Below are 19,256 nucleotides of genomic sequence, written 5' to 3' on the forward strand. Positions count from 1 at the left end.
GTTATTTAGATGAGGCCGAGGCATCCTGGACCTATTTTGTGGTGTAGCCACCGTTAACAAGAATGGTTTGTCCTGTCATCCACCACCCCTCACTGACCAGGAAGCGAACCCACGGGACGATATCTTCAATATCTGTCAGTCCGGTTTTACTGAAGGGAGACAGGGCGGCAGCTGTTTTATGATAGGCCATCGCTTCATCACCCTCTGCAGGATAAAAGAAGGGCGTGTCCATCGGACCCGGGCCAATTGCCGTGATGGAAATCCCTCTATCTCCGAGCTCTTTTGAGGCGGCGCGCGTGAAATGTTCTACAGGTGCTTTCATTCCGGCGTAAGCGGCATAAAAGGGTGTGTATGCGCCCAGCAGTGAAGTTACCAGCGTGCAGATTTTACCATTGTTGCTGACGTGTTTGCCGGCTTCTTTGAGAAAGAAAAAGGCCGTTTTAGCGTTTACGGCACTCATCTCATCAAATTCGTCTTCAGTTACCTCGGCCATAGGTTTTTTCAGCACCTTGCCCACCGTATTGATGGCGATATCGGGTTTACCGACAGTGGCCACGACGTCTCTGAAAAGATTTTCCATAGCGGTTGCTGACGTCAGGTCAGCCTGAAATGCATAGGCTTCCGCGCCGGCAGCCTTAACGGCCGCAACTGGAGTCAAGGCTGGGGACGCGACTTTTTCACCGCACAACCCGCAGTGTGTCCCTGACAATCGACGGTAATGCTTTTTATGCGCGTTGCAAGACTGCCGTTCAGTATATCGAAGAGACGGAAAATCTTTTCAGGCATACCAGCAGCGAAGTGACAGGGACAATACGTGTTGATGTACCGGGGCGCGTTGGCAGCCACATTATAATTCCTGCACTGCCATCATTTTCCAGGCTCCACCCGGCAATAAAAATTGAACTCGGCGTAACGGATCGTAACGTTAACCTCGCTGAAGAAGGCATAGATTGTGCCGTACGTGTGGGCCAGCTTGAAAACTCCGGCATGGTTGCAAAGTGCCTGGGATATCTCAGCGTTATTAACGTGGCATCGGCAGAGTATATTGCTGAATCCGGACGGCCGGAGACTCCCGGGGAACTCAGCAGACATTATGCGGTTGGCTATGCTTCACCGACCTCCGGCAGAAAAGAATTATTCGAATGGATACATCAGGGAGAAGTTAAACGAACCGTTGTTAACACCATTCTGACGGTTAACAGTGCGGAAGCCAGTATTGCTGCCTGCATAGCCGGAATGGGGATCATCCAGATACCAGCCTATGATGTAAGTGACCAGTTCTCATCAGGGATTTTATGCGAACTGATGCCTGAGTTCCGTCCCAGACCACTACCGGTCAGCATTCTGTATCCTAACAGGCGGCATCTGTCACGCCCTTTACGATTATTTACAGACTGGCTCCCCCCCTCCTGCAGGGAAAGATGAACCTCAGTAAAGATGAAAATTAACCGTGCAGCAGAACAGAGACACTATATTCCCGCTGAACGGGTCCGTACGCAGCGTGTTCTGCATTTTCGCCGCCAGCCCGTTAAAGCTGCAGCGCATGTCCGTCACACCGGCGACCAGCCAGAGCGCGGGCCAGCCGGGAGGCTGATCATGGTTCCCCCTCCCGGAGTTCACTGACCAGCGCCCGCAGCAGCTCCGGTGTCAGTGGCCCGGTCAGACTCAGACTGCCACCCGGTAGCGTCAGCTTGCAACTGATGACCGGTGTCAGCTCTGCCGACAGGGTCCCGTTGTGCCTTGATGGCGGCGAAAGAGGTTCTACTGTGACTGGAATGAGGGGGGCTATGCTGACAGGGTTCTGCAGTACCTGGCGATGCAGATTACGTCAGTTAAATATCAGGTTATCGTTAACGCCGTGTTGCCGCGCCAGTTCTGCCACACAGGCCCCCGGCTGCGGGCTCAGCTCTGCCATGCGGATTTTGAACTCAAGCGGCCAGTCCGTGCGGCCTTTTTTGACAGGCAGATTCGTTTCCAGATTGAAGGCGTAAAGCTCCTCCTCGAGGCGCTCAGGCGTGTATTCCTCCGGCAATGGCCAGTTAATAGCTGTGCGACGAAAACGTTTGAACATTTTATGTGTGGCTATCCTGCCTGATCTACAGCTGACGGCACTTATCGCGACAGAAGAGTATTCGGATAATGATACCTGGATTGAGTGGAAATTACTGACTGACCTGCCAGTGGCAAATCTGGCTGAGGCTACAGAAAAACTGGAATGGTACAGTCATCGCTGGAAAATAGAGACCTTCCATAAGGTTATGAAGTCCGGTTGTCAGGCAGAACGCTCCTGACTGGGTTCGGCGGAACGGCTGACAAATTTATTATGCTGTTACTGTATCCTGAGCTGGCGAATATTTTGGCTGACAATGCTAAGCCGGGAAATGCCCAATGCGCCGGTAGAACTTGCTTTCAACGACACAGAGATAAAAATACTGGACACGATGATCAAAGACACAGCACAAGTCATGTCATCGCCGCCACTAGAAAAATATACGATAAAATTTGCCCAGTTAGGCGGATACACAGGGAATAAAAATAAGCACCCACCCGGTAATATTGTTATCTGGCGCGGCTTGCGACGATTAAACGAAATACAAATCGGATGGGAATTAGCCACTGAAAGATGTGGGTAGTTGCAAGCTGAACGTGACGCTTACCAAGAAAGCTCCTTAAAGAATGGTGATTCGGACAAACCCCGAGCAGTCATCTTACTGTCCCGAAATTATTTGTTAAGCATGCTGTTCTGAATGAACTATCCATAAATCACGAATAATGGGCCTAAATGGATTCAGTTGATCTGTTCAGAATTTTCCTCAGGGTGGCAGAAAATGGCAGTTTTGTCCGCGCCGCAGAATTGTTAAACCGTCCTGCATCCACTGTATCTGCGGTAGTTCAGGAGCTGGAGTTGAGGCTTGGGACACGACTTTTTCACCGCACAACCCGCAGTGTGTCCCTGACAATCGACGGTAATGCTTTTTATGCGCGTTGCAAGACTGCCGTTCAGTATATCGAAGAGACGGAAAATCTTTTCAGGCATACCAGCAGCGAAGTGACAGGGACAATACGTGTTGATGTACCGGGTCGCGTTGGCAGTCATATCATTGTTCCTGCTCTGCCATCATTTTTCAGGCTACACTCAGCGATCAAAATTGAACTCGGGGTGACTGATCGTAACGATAATCTTGCAGAAGAAGGCATAGATTGTGCTGTACATGATGACCATTAATAAAGTGTCAGACTAACAATTATAATTTACCTCTATCGTTTTAAGGTAGGCAGTAAGAACAATTAATATTTTCGGAACGAAATGGAATGCCATTTTATCATCTCGTTGAGTAGCCTGTTGTAATATACCTGTCGCTATGGCATGTATAAAGTCTGCTTCTATTATTAGTTGTTTTTCATCCAAGTTAGGATAACGCTTACGTAAGGTTTTTTTTATAAACTCAAGGAGTTTTGATTCCATGAATTTAAACCCCTGAAACTGCAAAAGAGGAAGATAGTCCCGGCGTGACAGAAGGTAATCAGAATAAGGTGAAAAAAGCATACCTATAAATACGGAAACATCCTTATTTTGAATATTATCAATATTAAATCGCTCCTCCAGATTAACCAGTATATCTTGTAAGTTTTGTTCGTGTTGTTCAATTAAAGCATGAATAACAGCCTCTTTGCTGGGGAAAAAATGGTACAATGACCCGATGGTCGTTTTTGCCGTTACAGCAATATTTTGCATCGTCAGATGGTCGAGGCCTTTTTCAGCAATAATACCAGCCGCCATATCTAGGATATGCCCAAATCGCTCAGTTCCCCGAACCTGGGTAGGTCTACGTGCCTGCTTTGCCTTTTTAGTCATCCAGTTTGCCTCTCGCGCTAAACAACATTTTTTCAGCAACAGTTGAGATTTAGCTTCTTCTGTGTTCTAATTAGTTTTATATAGTAGAGGATTAATTCTAGTTTTCAAGTTAAAGCTTTAAGAATCAAAATGATAAACGATTGTAAATGCGTGTCCCAGCGTCTGACACCACTGATTATCAGGTACTTATGCCTGATACTTCCCTTGCTGTGTTTATCCTCTTGTTCAATGCTATTTTCGCTGGTGATCTCTGGCGCAGCTTTTCCGGGCTGTTTTTTTGCCTGATCGGAAGTGTAGTGACGACGACGTTAGCACATTTTGTTGTTTCGATTCGGTAATGGCAGGATCATCTCATCCCCACTGATGATCAGCTATCCATGTCTGGTACTGATACTTTCAACTCTTTTCTGGTTTCTTTTATTCGGATAACCCTTAATGACGCATGCTATGGGTTTTAAATGGTACAATAAATACCCGCTACTGATCATTATGTTTCTTGCAGCCATATCCACTATAACACTGGTTATTCGTACACAGGTCAGACCGGAAACGAATGATGCTTGGGGTTATGCTGATACCATTGATGTCGTTCCTGGAGTCAGTGTTCGGATTATCCTATTGCCGATAAAAGACAATCAGTATATCGATAAAGAGGATTTACTGCTAAAAATAGAGTCCCAACCTTATCTGCAATATCTGGCTGTAGCCCAGGCTAGGCTTAATACACTAAACCAGCAAATCATGCTGGCACAGCACACGGTTAGCGCACAAACTTATAATGCTAAATCTGCATATGAAATAGCTGATCGTGCACGAGTTGTAGCAGAGCAGGCACGTGGCACACGAATCCGCTGCTTAAAAAGGGTGTTAACTCTGCCGATGAGGTGGATAAGACAAGATCATCAGAACAGACTTCATATAGCAGAACTCAATACCTCGAAATTACAAACTAGGCCAATTGGTGGTGTTGATGCCCCAGTAGCGTACTGGGCAGAACTCGAAGCTGAGATTGCACTGACGAAACTTGGCCTCGAATTTACCGAAATCAGAGCCCCATTTAATGGCTGGGTCACATCACTGAAAACTACTGTGGGTCAGTTCACCTCTGTGCTGAAGCCCCTGTTGTTCATTCTCATCAATACTGAACGCTGGTACGTCATTGCTAACTACCGGAAAACGGGCCTGAAACATATTCGCGAAGGCGATAGGTCCAAACTTCTAATCGAATAATATACTCAAGCAGTACTTGATGCTATTTGTGATGTCGCGATTCACTCGAGCAAACTATATGATTTGGAACAGAAGGCAAATTTACAGTGACAGAAAGTAACAGCAGCACTGATAGCTGGCAAAAGCGCTGAGTCACATTTTCAACACGGTTTGTTCAGCCGTTATGGCGAAGAGGATACTTGGTTCTGATTGATGTCTGGCTACTAGAGCTCGACATTAGGACGTGACAGATTGCAGAGGATATCATGTTGACCAAAGCACTCGGTGAGGATACAGAACAACTCGGGCTAAGATGACTGCTGAAACATCTAAAAAATATAATTAAATTGATTATTATTGCGTGCAGGAGGCTTTGTACAACATGAATGGTTTAACTCGTGGAATTGATCAAATTAACTGGTTACATCATAAATTTAAGACAGAAGTTAACTGTGCACTGGTTGAACATAATATTCCATTGACGTTATCAAAACTCCGCGTGCTGGACGTCATCGCCCACACGCCACATTGCAGGGCAAAAGAAATTATCGAAATACTTGGGTTCAGTCCCCGGACTGTTACTGAAGCATTAGATTATCTTGATATCAAAGGCTTTATATTAAGAAAAAAGAGCAAAGAAAACAGAAAGGACAAGATTCTTAGTTTGACTCAACGTGGTGATAGTATTCTTTCTATCGCTATAGAAATCCGTATGGCAAAACTTCATGAATTAATTGAACCGCTAACTGAGGAACAGTTAATGCAATTAATCCACTTAAGTGATGTACTTTACAATGCTTCACGTTCTTTTAATTCATAAAACTTACTTCCCTATAGGATGGTATATACTTCTGTAATAATTAAGTCTTTGTATATAAAAAAACACCTTCTCATCCGGGATATCTTCAGGAATATGTTCTGATACAGAAGACTGTTTCATATATTCTTTAAATGCTTGTGTTGATGCCATAAAGTCAACCGCCTTATCAAGGATAATCGGAAGAGAATCCCCCATTTTTTCCATACATCCTCCATATCTATGCGAAATTATCAACATGAAGTATAGCAAAATATTCCCACGTGTTAATTCTTAAAATAAAAAATGTGAACTAATGCACAATGTTGATTAGCATTTAATAAATCTAGTAAATAATCACCTGCCTTTATATAATCCATATATGAGTAAATAATTCCGTCCAAAACTAAACTGAATATTTACTTATATGAAAAATAATATATAATGATAAGACAGAAAGGTAGCGTCCTTTCTGGCTCATGTTTAAGCAATATGCTTACCGGGCATCTTATGATGCCCGTATTTTTACTATTATGAAAAGTTAATCTATAGAATGCATTATCTGTAACTTGCGGTTGGTTAATGATTAGGCCATGATATTAAATTATATTAATAATTATTATTCTGTTTTGTAATAACCGATTCATTGAATGGTTTACAATCATCAGCGCTCTGTAAGATAAGGTAGGGCCTATCAAAAAAAATATTTCTGTTTGAAATTTGTTACATCAGACAGGCCAAAAATAAGTAAGATAGTGTTTTTGGCATCATCTCTTCTCTGAGATTATGATGTTCAGTCCGCGCCGGCTCATACTCTGCCTGATCCGGTATCGCCACAGTAACTGTCGGAACTGCCTGCTCGTATAATGACTGCCCTGGACGCCCTTCTAAGAGTCAAGCCGTTATCGGGATGCTGTTGACCTGCCTATTTTGGTTTCGAAGTAATGTATAAACTTCGCGTGAGATATAGCGCTTTAGACAGCGTATTGCTCCCATTTTTGTATGTCCTGCGGCTACTCGCCTGGCGGCATATTCCTTCGTTTTATCGTCAGTTCGTAAACGTCCGATGGCGATGATGTGAAGTGCACTATTTGCAGCACGATCTCCACCCCGATTAAGTCGGTAACGGTTCGTTTTTCCAGAAGAAACGGGGACCGGGCTGACACCACACAGTGCCGCAAATCCAGATTCAGATCTTAACCGTTGAGGATTGTCTCCGGCAGTGATCAGCAACTGTGAAGCGCTTTCGTATCCAATAGCATTACGTTTAATCAGTTCAGGTGCCAACTCGTCGACAATTGCCACAATCATGACATCCAGATCAGCGATTTCGTCATGTAACTCGAGATAGCGTCGGGCAAGGGACTTTAATGAAATGCGATAAACGTTGGTTACATTGCGGTATTCACTGGCATCAGGTCTCCAGGAACCCAGGGTCCTGATGAGCTGCATGCGCGTCATATTTCTGAGCTGTTCACGTAATTCATCCGGGGCAGAGATAATATTTGAATGGATAATCTGGAGAGCGACTCTGCGGGCTGATATTGCTGTTTTTCGGCAAGTTTTTAATACCCGCAGGGACTCAATCATGCCATCACGCGTTTTGGGAGTAACTGTCCTGATGCCTGAGAATGCTGCATGAGCGGCACATTCAGCATCAATTGTGTCACTTTTACCCCGTTTGCGTCGCTCCATCCGGTCTGGAGCAGTCACCTCAAGAACTTCTAACCCGGCGTTCTGAAAATAACGAAGCAAACCGGAACCATAGGTACCTGTGCACTCAACACCAATTCGCTTTAATGTCCCAAACGAGGTCATCCATGCCAGCATCTGCCGGTAACCTTGTCGTGTTGTGGAGAAATACTGAGTCCCAAGGACTTTATTGTTCTGATCTACGACAGCGGCAACGTGCAAATCTTTATGTGTATCCACGCCACCCACAACGGCAGCTTCGGTAACTTTATCAACCATGACAGAGCTCCTGTGAGGAAACAGAGTTGAATCTCCAGACAGATAACCCGGACAGGACAGTAACGAGACAAGCCGTCAGGCCCTTCTTGAGTCACGCGCATCGGTGAGGAGATGCCTCGCATGAAGGCGCTTCCGGCAACCGACGGGTCCAGGGCAGGACACAAAAGGTCGATCGCTGTGTGAGTCAGGATGCGGGAAGGTCTTCACTGCATCAGTAATCACACCAATCTGGTTAAACGGCAAACTAAGTGGTGGTAAAGACTGACACCGGCATTATTACTATCGCTGTGGAACATCACCCCAGCGGGCTTACCGCGAGTTTCCCATGCCATTTCCAGCGCTTTCATGGTGAGTTTGCTGTCCGGCGAGAACGACATTGCCCAGCCCACTGGTTTTCTTGCGAACAGATCGAGAACAACAGCGAGGTACGCCCAGCGCTTACCCGTCCAGATATAGGTCACATCACCGCACCACACCTGGTTTGGCTCTGTTACAGCGAACTGCCGTTCAAGGTGATTAGGGATAGCAACATGTTCATGACCACCACGTTTGTACCGGTGAGTCGGCTGCTGGCAGCTCACCAGTCCCAGCTCTTTCATTAGTTTGCCAGCGAGCCAGCGCCCCATCTGGTAGCCTCTCTGGGTTGCCATTGTAGCGATGCTCCTTGCTCCGGCTGAACCGTGGCTGATGCCATGCAGCTCAAGTACCTGACTGCGTAATACAGCCCGCCTGCCGTCTGGCTTTTCAGGCCGGTTTTTCCAGTATTTGTAGCTGCTGCGATGAACCCCGAACACATGGCAAAGAGTGACCACAGGATAACGCGCCCTGAGTTTCCCGATTATCGAGAACTGTTCAGGGAGTCTGACATCAAGAGCGCGGTAGCCTTCCTGAGAAACTCCCGGTTCAAACACATAATTCAGGATCCTGCTGGAGAGAGTAACCCAGTGATTTTGCTCTTCGCTTAAGCCCATCTAGTACGCGACTACGGTAGCGCTCTTCATAATAATCTGCGCCAGGATCGACATATTTCTGTCCATACTTCAGGGCATTGTAGAACAGTATTGCCAGTTTTCTTGCCGTTGCAGTGACTGCTTTTGCTTTCCCGATACGGGATGATAATCGACGATAAAAAGCGCCCAACGCGGTATCGCTCCGGCCAATTGTTGTGGCTGCCAGTCTGAGTGCGGCAGCAATTCGACTGGATGAACGCCGTGTTTTCGAGGACAGCACTTTTCCACCGGAGATCTTATTTCCCGGGGACAAACATAGCCACGAGGTAAAATGGCTCGCATCCGGCCAGCGGTTCATGTCAGTACCGCATTCTGCAATGAATTTTAGTGCCAGATAAGGTCCGAACCCATGTATCTGTGTCAGATCTGCCCCTGTAATTTTCCAGAGTAATGGTCTGACATCAAAGGAAAGCTGATTGGGTTGTTTTGTACGATGTCTGGCGGAGGGCAATACCCCTTCCGGCTCTTCAATTCCGGTACTGAGCTGCAATAATGAGGTTTCGATTTGATCATCACATTCGCGGATCTTTTCCTGGTAAAAATCGAAAAATGCAACCGACTGTTCAAGTGCAAAAAGATGCTCAGGCTGCCAGTTCCCTGTCAGTGCCTGCCGAAGTACTTCTGGCGTCTTTTTACATCTCACATCACGATACTGGATCAACATTGAAGGATCGCGCTCACCACTGATGATAGCTCTGACGATTGAAAGACCGGTAACGCCAGTGATATCCGATACAGCATGATGTAATTGCACATTCATCTGCATCAGCGCCTTCTGCATATGCTGGATATGCGCAGCCCGGTATTCAGTCAGGCGTTCCCGTTGCCTCAGATAAGACCTGAGTACAGAAATGTCGTGTTCAGGTCTGAAACTGGCACGGAGAAGACCAAATGAATGCAGTTTCTGCAACCACTGGGCATCGTTGACATCGGTCTTGCGACCGGGAACATTTTTTGCGTCTCTGGCATTAACAAGGATCACCTTGAAACCCGCAGCTTCAAGGATCTCAAAAGCAGGCAACCAGTAAACGCCGGTGGACTCCATGGCGACGGTCGTAATGTGACAGGTTTTGAGCCAGTCTGACCTGCCCCCACGATTAGATACAACACTCAGTTAGTAACGTCGGAATCTTCATTCTCAGAATGACCCTTTCTCCAGCCCGCTGCAAATTCAGACGGTGTCTGATAATTCAGCGTGGAGTGCGGGCGGCATTCGTTATAATCCTGCCGCCAGTCATTAATAATTTTCCTGGCATGAACGATATCGCTGAACCAGTGCTCATTCAAACATTCATCGCGAAATCGTCCGTTAAAGCTCTCAATAAATCCGTTCTGCGTTGGCTTGCCCGGCTGGATTAAGCGCAACTCAACACCATGCTCAAAGGCCCATTGATCCAGTGCACGGCAAGTGAACTCCGGCCCCTGGTCAGTTCTTATCGTCGCCGGATAGCCTCGAAACAGTGCAATGCTGTCCAGAATACGCGTGACCTGAACGCCTGAAATCCCAAAGGCAACAGTGACCGTCAGGCATTCCTTTGTGAAATCATCGACGCAGGTAAGACACTTGATCCTGCGACCGGTGGAAAGTGCGTCCATGACGAAATCCATCGACCAGGTCAGATTGGGCGCCGCCGGACGGAGCAGCGGCAGACGTTCTGTTGCCAGCCCTTTACGACGTCTTCTGCGTTTTACGCCCAGGCCACTGAGGTGATAAAGCCGGTACACGCGCTTATGATTAACATGAAGCCCTTCACGGCGCAGCAACTGCCAAATACGACGGTAGCCAAAACGCCTGCGCTCCAGTGCCAGCTCAGTGATGCGCCCTGATAAATGCGCATCAGCAGCCGGACGGTGAGCCTCATAGCGGCAGGTCGACAGGGATAAACCTGTAAGCCTGCAGGCACGACGTTGCGACAGACCGGTCGCATCACACATCAACATCACGGCTTCCCGCTTCTGGTCTGTCGTCAGTACTTTCGCCCAAGAGCCACCTGAAGCGCCTCTTTATCCAGCATGGCTTCGGCAAGCAGCTTCTTGAGTCTGGCGTTCTCTTCCTCAAGCGACTTCAGGCGCTTAACTTCAGGCACCTCCATACCGCCATACTTCTTACGCCAGGTGTAAAACGTGGCATCGGAAATGGCATGCTTGCGGCAGAGTTCACGGGCGGGTACCCCAGCTTCGGCTTCGCGGAGAATACTGATGATCTGTTCGTCGGAAAAACGCTTCTTCATGGGGATGTCCTCATGTGGCTTATGAAGACATTACTAACATCGGGGTGTACTAATCAACGGGGAGCAGGTCAATCAGTAAGTTGGAGTCATTACCCAAAATGCAACCTATAAAGAAATCCATTTGAGATTGGAGCATGACCAATGCTAATTAGCTCAATGTTTTCGTTTATGATTGGGTTAATGCATTTTTTTATAGACCCTAAGTCATTGTGATATTTAGAGATCACTTCTATGAGTGATGGTGTCGTAATGGATAATTTAAATTGATCTATAGGGGAGTCAATTACTTTTTGGTTTGTCGATAGACCAACTAGTGAGTAAAGAATATTTGTATCAATTATCATCCTGCTCATATAAATGCTCCTTTTTGAAAGGTTGGTTATTGTTATATCACATATCAATACGCATTAGCAGAGTGATTGTATTGTAACGTCCGCTCCTGGCACGAAGCGGACAAGTTACCTGAGCTGAAGGTCCACTACGTGCGAGGAGCAGACATACCTGAAACATGGACTTTTATGCAGTCTGATCCTACCCGCGTAATGTGGACATGGCCCTAAGCGAGGTTCTGGTTTTCAAACTGTTCAGGGCTGAGACCGCCACAGGTACTGTGGCGTCGCCAGCGATTGTAGTCACACTCGATATAATTAAACACCGTCGTCCGCATTATTTCCCGACTGACAAAGCGTTCTCCATGGATACATTCCACCTTCAGCGAGTGGAAGAAGCTTTCCGCACAGGCATTATCATAGCAGCACCCTTTCGCGCTCATACTGCCCCGCAGATTATGCCGTTTCAGCAGTCCCTGATAATCCGCTGAGCAGTACTGGCTGCCCCGGTCCGTGTGAACGATAACATTCTGCGGTCGCTTACGTCGCCATAGCGCCATCTGTAGGGCGTCGCACGCCAGTTGTGTTGTCATCCGCGATGACATTGACCAGCCGATAACAGCCCGTGACCACAGGTCGATGACCACCGCAAGATACAGCCAGCCTTCATCTGTACGCAAGTATGTGATGTCTCCGCACCACTTCTGGTTAGCGCCGCCGGCATAAAAATCCTGCTGCAGCAGGTTCTCTGACACCGGCAGGCCATGCTCACGGTAGCTGACCGGGCTGAACCGCCGCGAGGCCTTTGCACGCAGCCCCTGACGGCGCAGGCTGACGGCAATGGTTTTAACGTTGTACTCCGGCAGTTCGTCAGCGAGACGGGGTGCACCATAAAGCTGTTTTGCCTCAGTGAATGCCTTACGGACAGCAGCATCACAGATGAACCGAAACTGCTGGCGCTGGCCGGGCTGATGGCGGCGCAGACGCCAGGCATACCAGCCGCTGCGGGCAATACAGAGCACACGACACATGGCTTTGACACTGAACGTTGCCTGGTGTTTTTCGATGAAGACATACTTCATTTCAGGCGCTTCGCGAAGTATGTCGCGGCCTTTTGGAGGATGGCCAACTCCTCGTCCCGCTCCGCCAGCTGGCGTTTCAGGCGCGCATTCTCAGCAGCCAGCTCACTTTCGCGATCTGATGAGGTCATTTGTTGCTGTTGTTTGCTGCGCCAGGCATAAAGCTGTGATTCATACAGGCTGAGTTCCCGGGCAGCGGCAGCCACACCAATGCGCTCGGCGAGTTTAAGGGCTTCCTGACGAAATTCAGGCGTGTGCTGCTTACGGGGCTTTTTGCTGGTTAATGCTGGTTTTGTCATGAGTCACCTCTGATTGAGAGTTTACTCACTTAGTTGCGTGTCCACTATTGGTGGGTAAGATCAGTCAGATAAAAAGGACAGAAATGCTAGCAAAATCGCAGGTAAATTAACAAGGAGAAGATAACACTGATGCTGTTTTGCATATAGGGTATAGATAACCGATCTATACCCTAACCATCTTATTTACCAGTGGATTTACTTGGCTTTAATCCCGGAGTATTACCGGGAGTATCTTTATTATCACGCCGGCGTTGATCCGGTTTACCTGTCGATTTGGCGATTGGTTTAGGACCTGGCTTAAGACCCATGATAGTTATCCTTCATATGTTTGAGAGAAAATCTCCCAAAGTTGGTATATGGGAAATAGTAGAAATTATCAAGATGGGTAAATCACCTATTTATGATTAATTCGTCATTGTTTGAGCGATGTCAGTTTGTTGGTAAAAGCAGTCAAAATGCAGATGGATGGTAACGGCGTAAGAGTATCAATGCTTACCGGCATTCCTGTTTGCTGAGGTGATGGTATTAGAGTCCGGTCAAAATGGACTTCTGTTTAGCCACATGAGGACTGACTATCGTGAGTGTTGTCCGTTATCAGGGCCGAGTATGATCTCAGATTGCTTCATTTCAGCCCTGAAGGATACACAAGAACCCCGTTCGGTCCGCATTGGACCCACGGAGGAGTCAGAAACTGTAGCGCACTCAGAACCCAGGTGTAGCCAGACTGCAAGAGCGTACTGATCGACCAGAATTCACTTGCTGCTGCTGTGAGTAATAGCGTGACCAGAATGAGTACGATGACCGACGTTATTCGCTCAACCCGGCCACTGCCTGCAACGCGACAATAACGGGTTCGTCCCGCATTGTATCCGGACGGTAATGGTAAACCGTTCTGCTCAGGTTCGGACTTCGGCAGGCCTGAAAGATACTGAGTCCAACTGTCGTTTCAGATGAATGACCAGCTCACGCTTACAGGCTGGTTTTAAAGCTTTTTTTCGATGACGTCTTTAAGTGCCCGGCACTCAAGGCTGAGATCAGCAAACATCTGTTTCAGACGTCGATTCTTATCCTCAAGGTCTTTGATTTTTTAATATCGGCCGCTTCCATCCCGCCATACTTTGCCTTCCAGTTAATGGGATGGACTACCTCCTCCCGCTACGGTTAACTGTACGAAATGCGCTCACCAGGAGAATCACCATGAATATCGTATTTCTGGGTATTGATCTGGCTAAAAATGTTTTTCAGATCTGCGGGTTAAACCAGGCCGGCAAACCGGTTTATACGAAACGCACTGCCCGAAAAGAATTGCTCCAGACGCTGGCAAATATTCCTGCATGTCTGATTGGGATCGAAGCGTCCACCGGGGCATTTTACTGGCAGCGTGAGTTTGAGAAACTGGGTCATAACGTAAAAGTCATCAGCCCCCAATATGTAAAACCTTTTGTCCGTGGGCAAAAAAATGACGGCAATGATGCTCAGGTTATCGCAATGGCTCTGATGCAACCGACAATGCAGTTCGTGCCGCCAAAAAGCCCGGAACAGCAGGATATCCAGGCTTTGCACTGGGCAAGACAGCGTATTGTTAATCACCGCACTGCGACAGTCTGCCAAATAAGAGGGCTGTTACTTGACCGGGGGATCCCCATTGGTAGTGCGGTCTCTAGGGCTATACCTCTTATCCTTGAAGATGCAGAAAACGGTTTAAGCACCCTTATGCGCAGAACAATTTCGGAGCTCTATGATCTCTTTAACGATCTCGAGCGTCGGATCCATTTTTTTTATAAGGAGATTGAAACAGTATTCAGGCAATCAGAAGCCTGTCAGCGTATCGCCAAAGTGAAAGGCATTGGCCCTAAAACGGCGACGGCTGTTGTTGCTATTGGCAAAGGAACTGAATTTAAGAATGGCCGTCACTTTGCTGCATTGCTGGGTCTGGTTCCACGCCAGCACTCGAGTGGCGACAGGCAGGTGCTGATGAATATGACGAAAAAAGGCGACAAGCATTTGCGGACACTTTTTATTCATGGTGCACGCGCTGTCGTCAGAGTTGCCACGAATAACAATGATGGTTGCCTGCATCAGTGGGTTAACCAGCTGAAGGAACGGAGCGGGTTTAACAAAACGACCGTGGCAGTCGCTAACAAAAACGCGAGAATAATCTGGTCGATGCTGAGAAATGATAGCGAGTATCAGACAGTTGGAAGTTAGTACCCAGCCAGAAGAGTTGCAGCGTACTGAAAAATGGTGACAGGTTGCACCTGCACAATCGGGACCTGACTAGTATATTGGCCTCAGAGGCCGCCCAGTTGTTGAGGCGATTGTGTGCAGATTACCCATTTTGGCACAGGTTAGTATTCCTGGTGCCGGATAGAAGTAAGCAACAACTCAAAACCAGATTCAGTACTTGCAAAACGGAGGTAGTCCATAGATGTAATAACTGGCTTCCGACACACCGTTCTCGCGGCACACATCCTTCACATGCAGACCCCCATCAACTTCTTTCAGAACCTGCAGGATCTGAGATTCTGTGAAACGTGCTTTCTTCATGATGAGCTTGTGGTGGTTATATTTTAACCAGATATTTCAGTTGGCGGTAAGTCTAAATTCAGGGGGACTACAATCGGTATAGGCCTGCCAGCCCGCAGAGCCAGGCAGGCTGTTGACGCAATTAATTACTGTTTTCTGCAAGAGCCCTGAATACCATTGCTACCGCATACGCCCCGGGATCCATATTACCGATCAGGCTTTCGCTACTGAGATATGATGCGCGTCCGGCATGTGCTTTGCCTGAATGGCATGTACGCTCTGCGCCCGCTTCCGCGGCTTTAAAGGCAGCCTGCAAATCTCCAGGATGCTTCTTCAGAGAAGCCAGAGCTGGTTGTAGTGCGTCAATCATTGTGCGATCACCTTCATCTGCTCCGCCATAAAACTTCATTTGGCTCAGTCCTGCATTCAGGGCTTCAGCCACACTGGCTCCCTGTTTAATTTTCTGCCCCGAGGCAGTAAAGAATATCGACATCAGAACACCACTGGAGCCTCCCATAACAACAGTCAGGCGCTCTCCAATAAGGGCAAACAGGGTGGACAGATCTCCAAGGGGGAGTTGTTTATGTTGAAGTAAGGCGGCAATTTCTCGCGCACCCGCAGCGAAAGTGGAACCTGTATCACCATCGCCGATTCTGGCATCCAGTGCATTGAGGTGGGATTCCAGTTCAGCCAGCGTTCCGGTTACCTGACCGACAATTCTGGCGACAAGAGTGTTCGGTGATGGCTGGAAATCAACCTGCGAACTGCGCAGTGAGGAAGGCATTACGTTTATCGCCCGTGGTCGCACAGGAGCCAGCCAGTTGGCCGTTTCTACGTTCGACAATAACGCTTTTTCGATGCTTTCTTCCAGCACGATAGCTGTGACAGAGAAGCCTTTCATATCCAGTGCGGTGACCAGCGGGGCCGGTCCAATCAGCCAGTCGACACGTTGTATAAGCGGGGTATTGGCCAGTTCCCGGGTCAGGATCGCCATTTCGGCGACAGATACGCCGCCGAGATTATTGAGCATTATTGCCAGGCGACTGGTTACTGGCAGGACGGCGGTCAGTTTCCCGACCATCAGCTTGACAATCTCTGCGCTGTTCTGGGTGGTAATGACCGTTGCACCTGGTTCACCATGGATGCCCATTCCCAGCTCGGCATGTCCGGGATGAAGACGCGGTGCGTTCTCAGCATCCTGTGGTAAATGGCAACTTGACAGTGCAACACCCAGACTTACGGTATTGTTTGCCGCGTATTGTGCTTCGCGCAACACGGTGGCAAGGTTGTTGCCGTGCTCGGCATAGTAACCGGCAATTTTATGAACCAGAATGGTACCTGCAATACCTCGCGGGTGTTTATTATCCGGCAGTGAGATATCGTCACCAACGATCAGCATTTCGACGTTATATCCCAGTCGCCGCGCTTTTTCCGCAGCAAGCCCAAAGTTCAGCCGGTCCCCGGTGTAGTTTTTCACAATCAGCAGACAGCCCGCCTCACCCGTTACCGCCTGGATTGCTGTCAGCACTGCATCGACGCCAGGTGAGGCGAAAAGGTCCCCACATACGGCAGCGGTCAGCATACCTTTACCGACAAAGCCGAGGTGTGCGGGTTCGTGCCCGGAGCCGCCGCCGGAGATCAGTGCAACTTTATTTTTGTCCAGATCGCGCCGAACCACGACACGGATCGCAGGATCGCTCTCCAGGCGCGCCAGGTTATCCCATGGGCTGGCGATAATTGTTCCTTCAATGACTTCGTCGACAAGGCTGGTGCGCTGGTTAAAAAAGAACTGAGACATAATGATTCCTGAAAGTTGGGGTCAGACAAATTCTCCAGAGGCAGAACCTCCGGAGTTCGGTAACGTAAGCAAAAAAGTGATTCAGGCGAGGGTCGCGCGCTGTCCGGTTATATCAAGTATCAGATGGGCACCCGTCGGGATGGTATCCAGCGCTTCACCTTGCTGAGACAGAAAAGCGATGCCAGCATGGCGGGCAATAATGGCCCCGTGGGACTTTCCACTGCCTTCACGCAGACAAATACCCCTGACCTGTTGCGTATTCAACTGGAGCACCGTTGACGGGAATATGTCATCAGCTACGATAATCGTGGATGCTGCAAATTCGGGAAGACTCTCATGAGAGCTCTGCATATTTAACTGAGTTCGATACAGAATATCTTCGATATCAATATATCGGGCCTGCAGATACTCATCATCCAGTTGACGGTATTGCTGACTCAGGTCCGTCAGAACCAGATGCCATGCCCATTGTGCATCGCAATGCTGACTACGGATGATTTCACAGGCGGCTTCGTATAAATCGGTATCATCAAGTAGCGCATGGTGACCGGAAAAAATAGCAGCGATATCTGCCGAATACTTTTCTTCCGCCATTTCAGTCAGGGTATTAAGAGCTGTCAGTGTCTGTTCAATCGCCAGCTTTAAGCGCTGTTGTTCGCTGACGATGCCTGCATCCTTCTGTAAAACCGGCAGTATTCGTGGCTGAGGGTAGCGCACGGCGTTCCCTTCCACGCCCCCATTTCGCCCGGCTGGTGCTGACAGTGGTGTGATGGCTCGATGTTCGCCGAAGTTTTCCGCTGCAAGCGACTTAAAGGCTGCCAGGGCGGCACTGGCGTCCGGTCCGGTTGCCAGGAGTCTTATCTGGTCGTTTCGACGCACCTGCAATAATGCAATCTGGTTTATGCTGTCCGGCCTGACGCATTTACCGTCTTTTTCCAGCATCAGACTGGCGTCGAAGCCGGCCAGAGCGGCGACCAGGCGTGACGCAGGACGAACGTGTAAACCGTTATCGTTTTTAATCACTACCGAGACGGATTTTGCGTCACGGTCGGCAATCACGGTGTCTGCCTTCGCTTCTTTGTGCGGTTGCGATGGTAACCCCAGTTGAACTCGTTTAGCTTCCAGTGCGTTCATTGCATCGTCGAGTACTTTGTTGATGTCGGCTCCGGAGGCGGCGCTGACTGTTGCCGCCAGTGTGCCTTCGACTAGCGGTGCGGCGCACAAACGTACTTTTGCTGCAATCTCCGGTTCGAGCAGCTCTAAAGCCGTTTCTGCGCTCAGTAATGCGCTACCGATATCCATCATAACCAGTACATGATCGCTGTCAGCAACGGACTGAATGGCATTCATGACCTTAACCGGATCCGTGCCAATTGGATTCTCCGGGTCGTCGATCCCGGCGGCAATAGCCAGTTTGCAGCCATCATTGATTAACATTTGCCGGGCCAGTTCTCCGACACCTTCGCCCAGACGGGCACTATGAGAAACGATAACCAGGTTTACCATCGTCTTATCCTTACTCTTTGGCGGCGGCGGCCAGCATCTGGATCATAAACATCACAGAGGTTGCTCCCGGATCCTGATGACCGATACTGCGCTCGCCGAGATAGCTGGCACGCCCTTTGCGCGCCTGCATGGTGATGGTGGCGTGGGTGGCGGCTTCCGCCTGTATACTGGCGGCATCCAGTGCGGCCTGGACCGGCAGATGCTGCTCGCGGGAATGTTGGAGTGATTCCACAACCGGTAACCAGACATCGCACATAGTTTTATCCCCCGGTTCTGCTTTGCCCCGGTTCACTACACCATCGGCTCCTTCGCTGAACATCTGATACAACTCATCAAGAGTCAGGCTCTGGTACGCCTGAGTCACCTGCGCGGCGCGGATAAAGAAGGTTCCAAACAGTGGACCGCTGGCTCCTCCGACATTGGACATCAGGGCCATACCCGTATTTTTGAGGATAAAACCAATGTCTTTATCAGCGACGGAGGGAAGTTTTTCCACTACCTTAGTGAAACCACGATGCATGTTCAGGCCGTGGTCTGCATCACCGATAGCTCTGTCCAGCCCGGTGAGAAAATCGCTCTCTTTTGTGAAGATTTCACCACAGCGATACAGCCAGCTGACAATTTGCACTCTGCTCAATGACATATT

The 19,256-nt window shown here is 48.6% G+C and carries 17 protein-coding genes and 5 pseudogenes; 7 read left to right on the forward strand and 15 right to left on the reverse strand.

Annotated features, from left to right (window positions below; genetic code table 11):
- Positions 1–31: 31 nt before the first annotated feature.
- Positions 32–661: pseudogene (locus MRY16398_RS26250) on the reverse strand (SDR family oxidoreductase); the annotation flags it as partial.
- A 35-nt stretch (positions 662–696) separates the two neighbouring features.
- Between MRY16398_RS26250 and MRY16398_RS26255 the strand changes: the two are divergent.
- Positions 697–1,425, forward strand: coding sequence for a LysR substrate-binding domain-containing protein (locus MRY16398_RS26255; protein ID WP_074147359.1), 729 nt, complete (start codon positions 697–699; stop codon positions 1,423–1,425).
- Positions 1,426–1,470: 45 nt separating this feature from the next.
- Here the strand turns inward: MRY16398_RS26255 and tnpB are convergent.
- Positions 1,471–1,598, reverse strand: a pseudogene (gene tnpB / locus MRY16398_RS26260) (IS66 family insertion sequence element accessory protein TnpB); the annotation flags it as partial.
- 230 nt (positions 1,599–1,828) lie between these two features.
- Entirely contained in the window at positions 1,829–2,071 is a 243-nt protein-coding gene (locus MRY16398_RS30470) for a transposase (RefSeq protein ID WP_145986171.1), read from the reverse strand.
- On the opposite strand from MRY16398_RS30470, the gene MRY16398_RS26270 reads away from it, so the two are divergent.
- Complete coding sequence (locus MRY16398_RS26270; protein ID WP_125125485.1) at positions 2,064–2,291, forward strand: transposase; 228 nt, start codon at positions 2,064–2,066, stop codon at positions 2,289–2,291. The genes MRY16398_RS30470 and MRY16398_RS26270 overlap by 8 nt on opposite strands.
- A gap of 491 nt (positions 2,292–2,782) precedes the next feature.
- On the forward strand, positions 2,783–3,226 hold the full coding sequence (locus MRY16398_RS26275; RefSeq protein ID WP_080460239.1) for a LysR family transcriptional regulator: 444 nt from the start codon (positions 2,783–2,785) through the stop codon (positions 3,224–3,226).
- A gap of 12 nt (positions 3,227–3,238) precedes the next feature.
- Here the strand turns inward: MRY16398_RS26275 and MRY16398_RS26280 are convergent, their stop codons facing one another.
- A complete protein-coding gene (locus MRY16398_RS26280; protein ID WP_063145809.1) occupies positions 3,239–3,856 on the reverse strand; it encodes a TetR/AcrR family transcriptional regulator in 618 nt (205 codons plus the stop codon).
- Positions 3,857–4,177: 321 nt separating this feature from the next.
- On the opposite strand from MRY16398_RS26280, the gene MRY16398_RS31340 reads away from it, so the two are divergent.
- The 3 genes from MRY16398_RS31340 to MRY16398_RS26295 all read left to right on the forward strand — a co-directional run bounded on the left by MRY16398_RS31340 (position 4,178) and on the right by MRY16398_RS26295 (position 5,885).
- The gene (locus MRY16398_RS31340) at positions 4,178–4,285 is read left to right on the forward strand and encodes a YtcA family lipoprotein (protein ID WP_131820402.1); all 108 of its coding nucleotides are present in this window, start codon (positions 4,178–4,180) and stop codon (positions 4,283–4,285) included.
- Between the two features lie 6 nt (positions 4,286–4,291).
- Positions 4,292–5,086 carry a multidrug transporter subunit MdtN gene (locus MRY16398_RS26290; RefSeq protein WP_125125486.1) on the forward strand — a complete coding sequence of 265 codons (795 nt, stop codon included), beginning with the start codon at positions 4,292–4,294 and terminating at the stop codon, positions 5,084–5,086.
- Between the two features lie 361 nt (positions 5,087–5,447).
- On the forward strand, positions 5,448–5,885 hold the full coding sequence (locus MRY16398_RS26295; protein ID WP_032640631.1) for a MarR family winged helix-turn-helix transcriptional regulator: 438 nt from the start codon (positions 5,448–5,450) through the stop codon (positions 5,883–5,885).
- 3 nt (positions 5,886–5,888) lie between these two features.
- On the opposite strand, the gene MRY16398_RS26300 is transcribed toward MRY16398_RS26295, so the two are convergent.
- From MRY16398_RS26300 to MRY16398_RS26335, 7 genes and pseudogenes are all read right to left on the reverse strand, one after another.
- Positions 5,889–6,089 carry a hypothetical protein gene (locus tag MRY16398_RS26300; protein ID WP_032640629.1) on the reverse strand — a complete coding sequence of 67 codons (201 nt, stop codon included), beginning with the start codon at positions 6,087–6,089 and terminating at the stop codon, positions 5,889–5,891.
- 666 nt (positions 6,090–6,755) lie between these two features.
- Positions 6,756–7,832, reverse strand: coding sequence for an IS110 family RNA-guided transposase (locus MRY16398_RS26305; RefSeq protein WP_063145811.1), 1,077 nt, complete (start codon positions 7,830–7,832; stop codon positions 6,756–6,758).
- 218 nt (positions 7,833–8,050) lie between these two features.
- Positions 8,051–8,719: pseudogene (locus MRY16398_RS26315) on the reverse strand (IS3 family transposase); the annotation flags it as partial.
- A gap of 16 nt (positions 8,720–8,735) precedes the next feature.
- Positions 8,736–9,956 carry an IS110 family RNA-guided transposase gene (locus MRY16398_RS26320; protein WP_255498904.1) on the reverse strand — a complete coding sequence of 407 codons (1,221 nt, stop codon included), beginning with the start codon at positions 9,954–9,956 and terminating at the stop codon, positions 8,736–8,738.
- A protein-coding gene (locus MRY16398_RS26325; RefSeq protein ID WP_087451024.1) for an IS3-like element ISSen4 family transposase occupies positions 9,953–11,073 on the reverse strand; the annotation gives its coding sequence in 2 pieces (ribosomal slippage) (positions 9,953–10,815 and positions 10,815–11,073; 1,122 coding nt in all). The genes MRY16398_RS26320 and MRY16398_RS26325 overlap by 4 nt, the downstream gene beginning before the upstream one ends.
- Before the next feature lie 556 nt (positions 11,074–11,629).
- Positions 11,630–12,780, reverse strand: a protein-coding gene (locus tag MRY16398_RS26330; RefSeq protein WP_125125487.1) for an IS3 family transposase whose coding sequence is annotated in 2 segments (ribosomal slippage) — positions 11,630–12,522 and positions 12,522–12,780 — 1,152 coding nt in all. Because the reading frame shifts where the segments join, the coding sequence is not laid out codon by codon here.
- An 822-nt stretch (positions 12,781–13,602) separates the two neighbouring features.
- A pseudogene (locus MRY16398_RS26335) lies at positions 13,603–13,911 on the reverse strand (transposase); the annotation flags it as partial.
- Positions 13,912–13,977: 66 nt separating this feature from the next.
- On the opposite strand from MRY16398_RS26335, the gene MRY16398_RS26340 reads away from it, so the two are divergent.
- Positions 13,978–14,988: an IS110 family RNA-guided transposase gene (locus tag MRY16398_RS26340; RefSeq protein WP_125125488.1), complete on the forward strand. Its 1,011-nt coding sequence runs from the start codon at positions 13,978–13,980 to the stop codon at positions 14,986–14,988.
- A 222-nt stretch (positions 14,989–15,210) separates the two neighbouring features.
- On the opposite strand, the pseudogene MRY16398_RS26345 reads toward MRY16398_RS26340, so the two are convergent.
- The 4 genes and pseudogenes from MRY16398_RS26345 to dhaL all read right to left on the reverse strand — a co-directional run.
- A pseudogene (locus tag MRY16398_RS26345) lies at positions 15,211–15,327 on the reverse strand (transposase); the annotation flags it as partial.
- Between the two features lie 121 nt (positions 15,328–15,448).
- Positions 15,449–17,104 (reverse strand): glycerone kinase, encoded by a 1,656-nt coding sequence (locus tag MRY16398_RS26350; protein ID WP_063145753.1) that lies wholly within the window; start codon positions 17,102–17,104, stop codon positions 15,449–15,451.
- Between the two features lie 81 nt (positions 17,105–17,185).
- Complete coding sequence (gene dhaM, locus MRY16398_RS26355) at positions 17,186–18,610, reverse strand: dihydroxyacetone kinase phosphoryl donor subunit DhaM (RefSeq protein ID WP_063145752.1); 1,425 nt, start codon at positions 18,608–18,610, stop codon at positions 17,186–17,188.
- A gap of 10 nt (positions 18,611–18,620) precedes the next feature.
- Positions 18,621–19,253, reverse strand: coding sequence for a dihydroxyacetone kinase subunit DhaL (gene dhaL, locus MRY16398_RS26360; protein WP_063145751.1), 633 nt, complete (start codon positions 19,251–19,253; stop codon positions 18,621–18,623).
- Positions 19,254–19,256: the final 3 nt, after the last annotated feature.

Origin of the sequence: Phytobacter sp. MRY16-398 (genome assembly GCF_003925915.1) — a bacterium.
Taxonomy (GTDB): domain Bacteria; phylum Pseudomonadota; class Gammaproteobacteria; order Enterobacterales; family Enterobacteriaceae; genus Phytobacter; species Phytobacter diazotrophicus.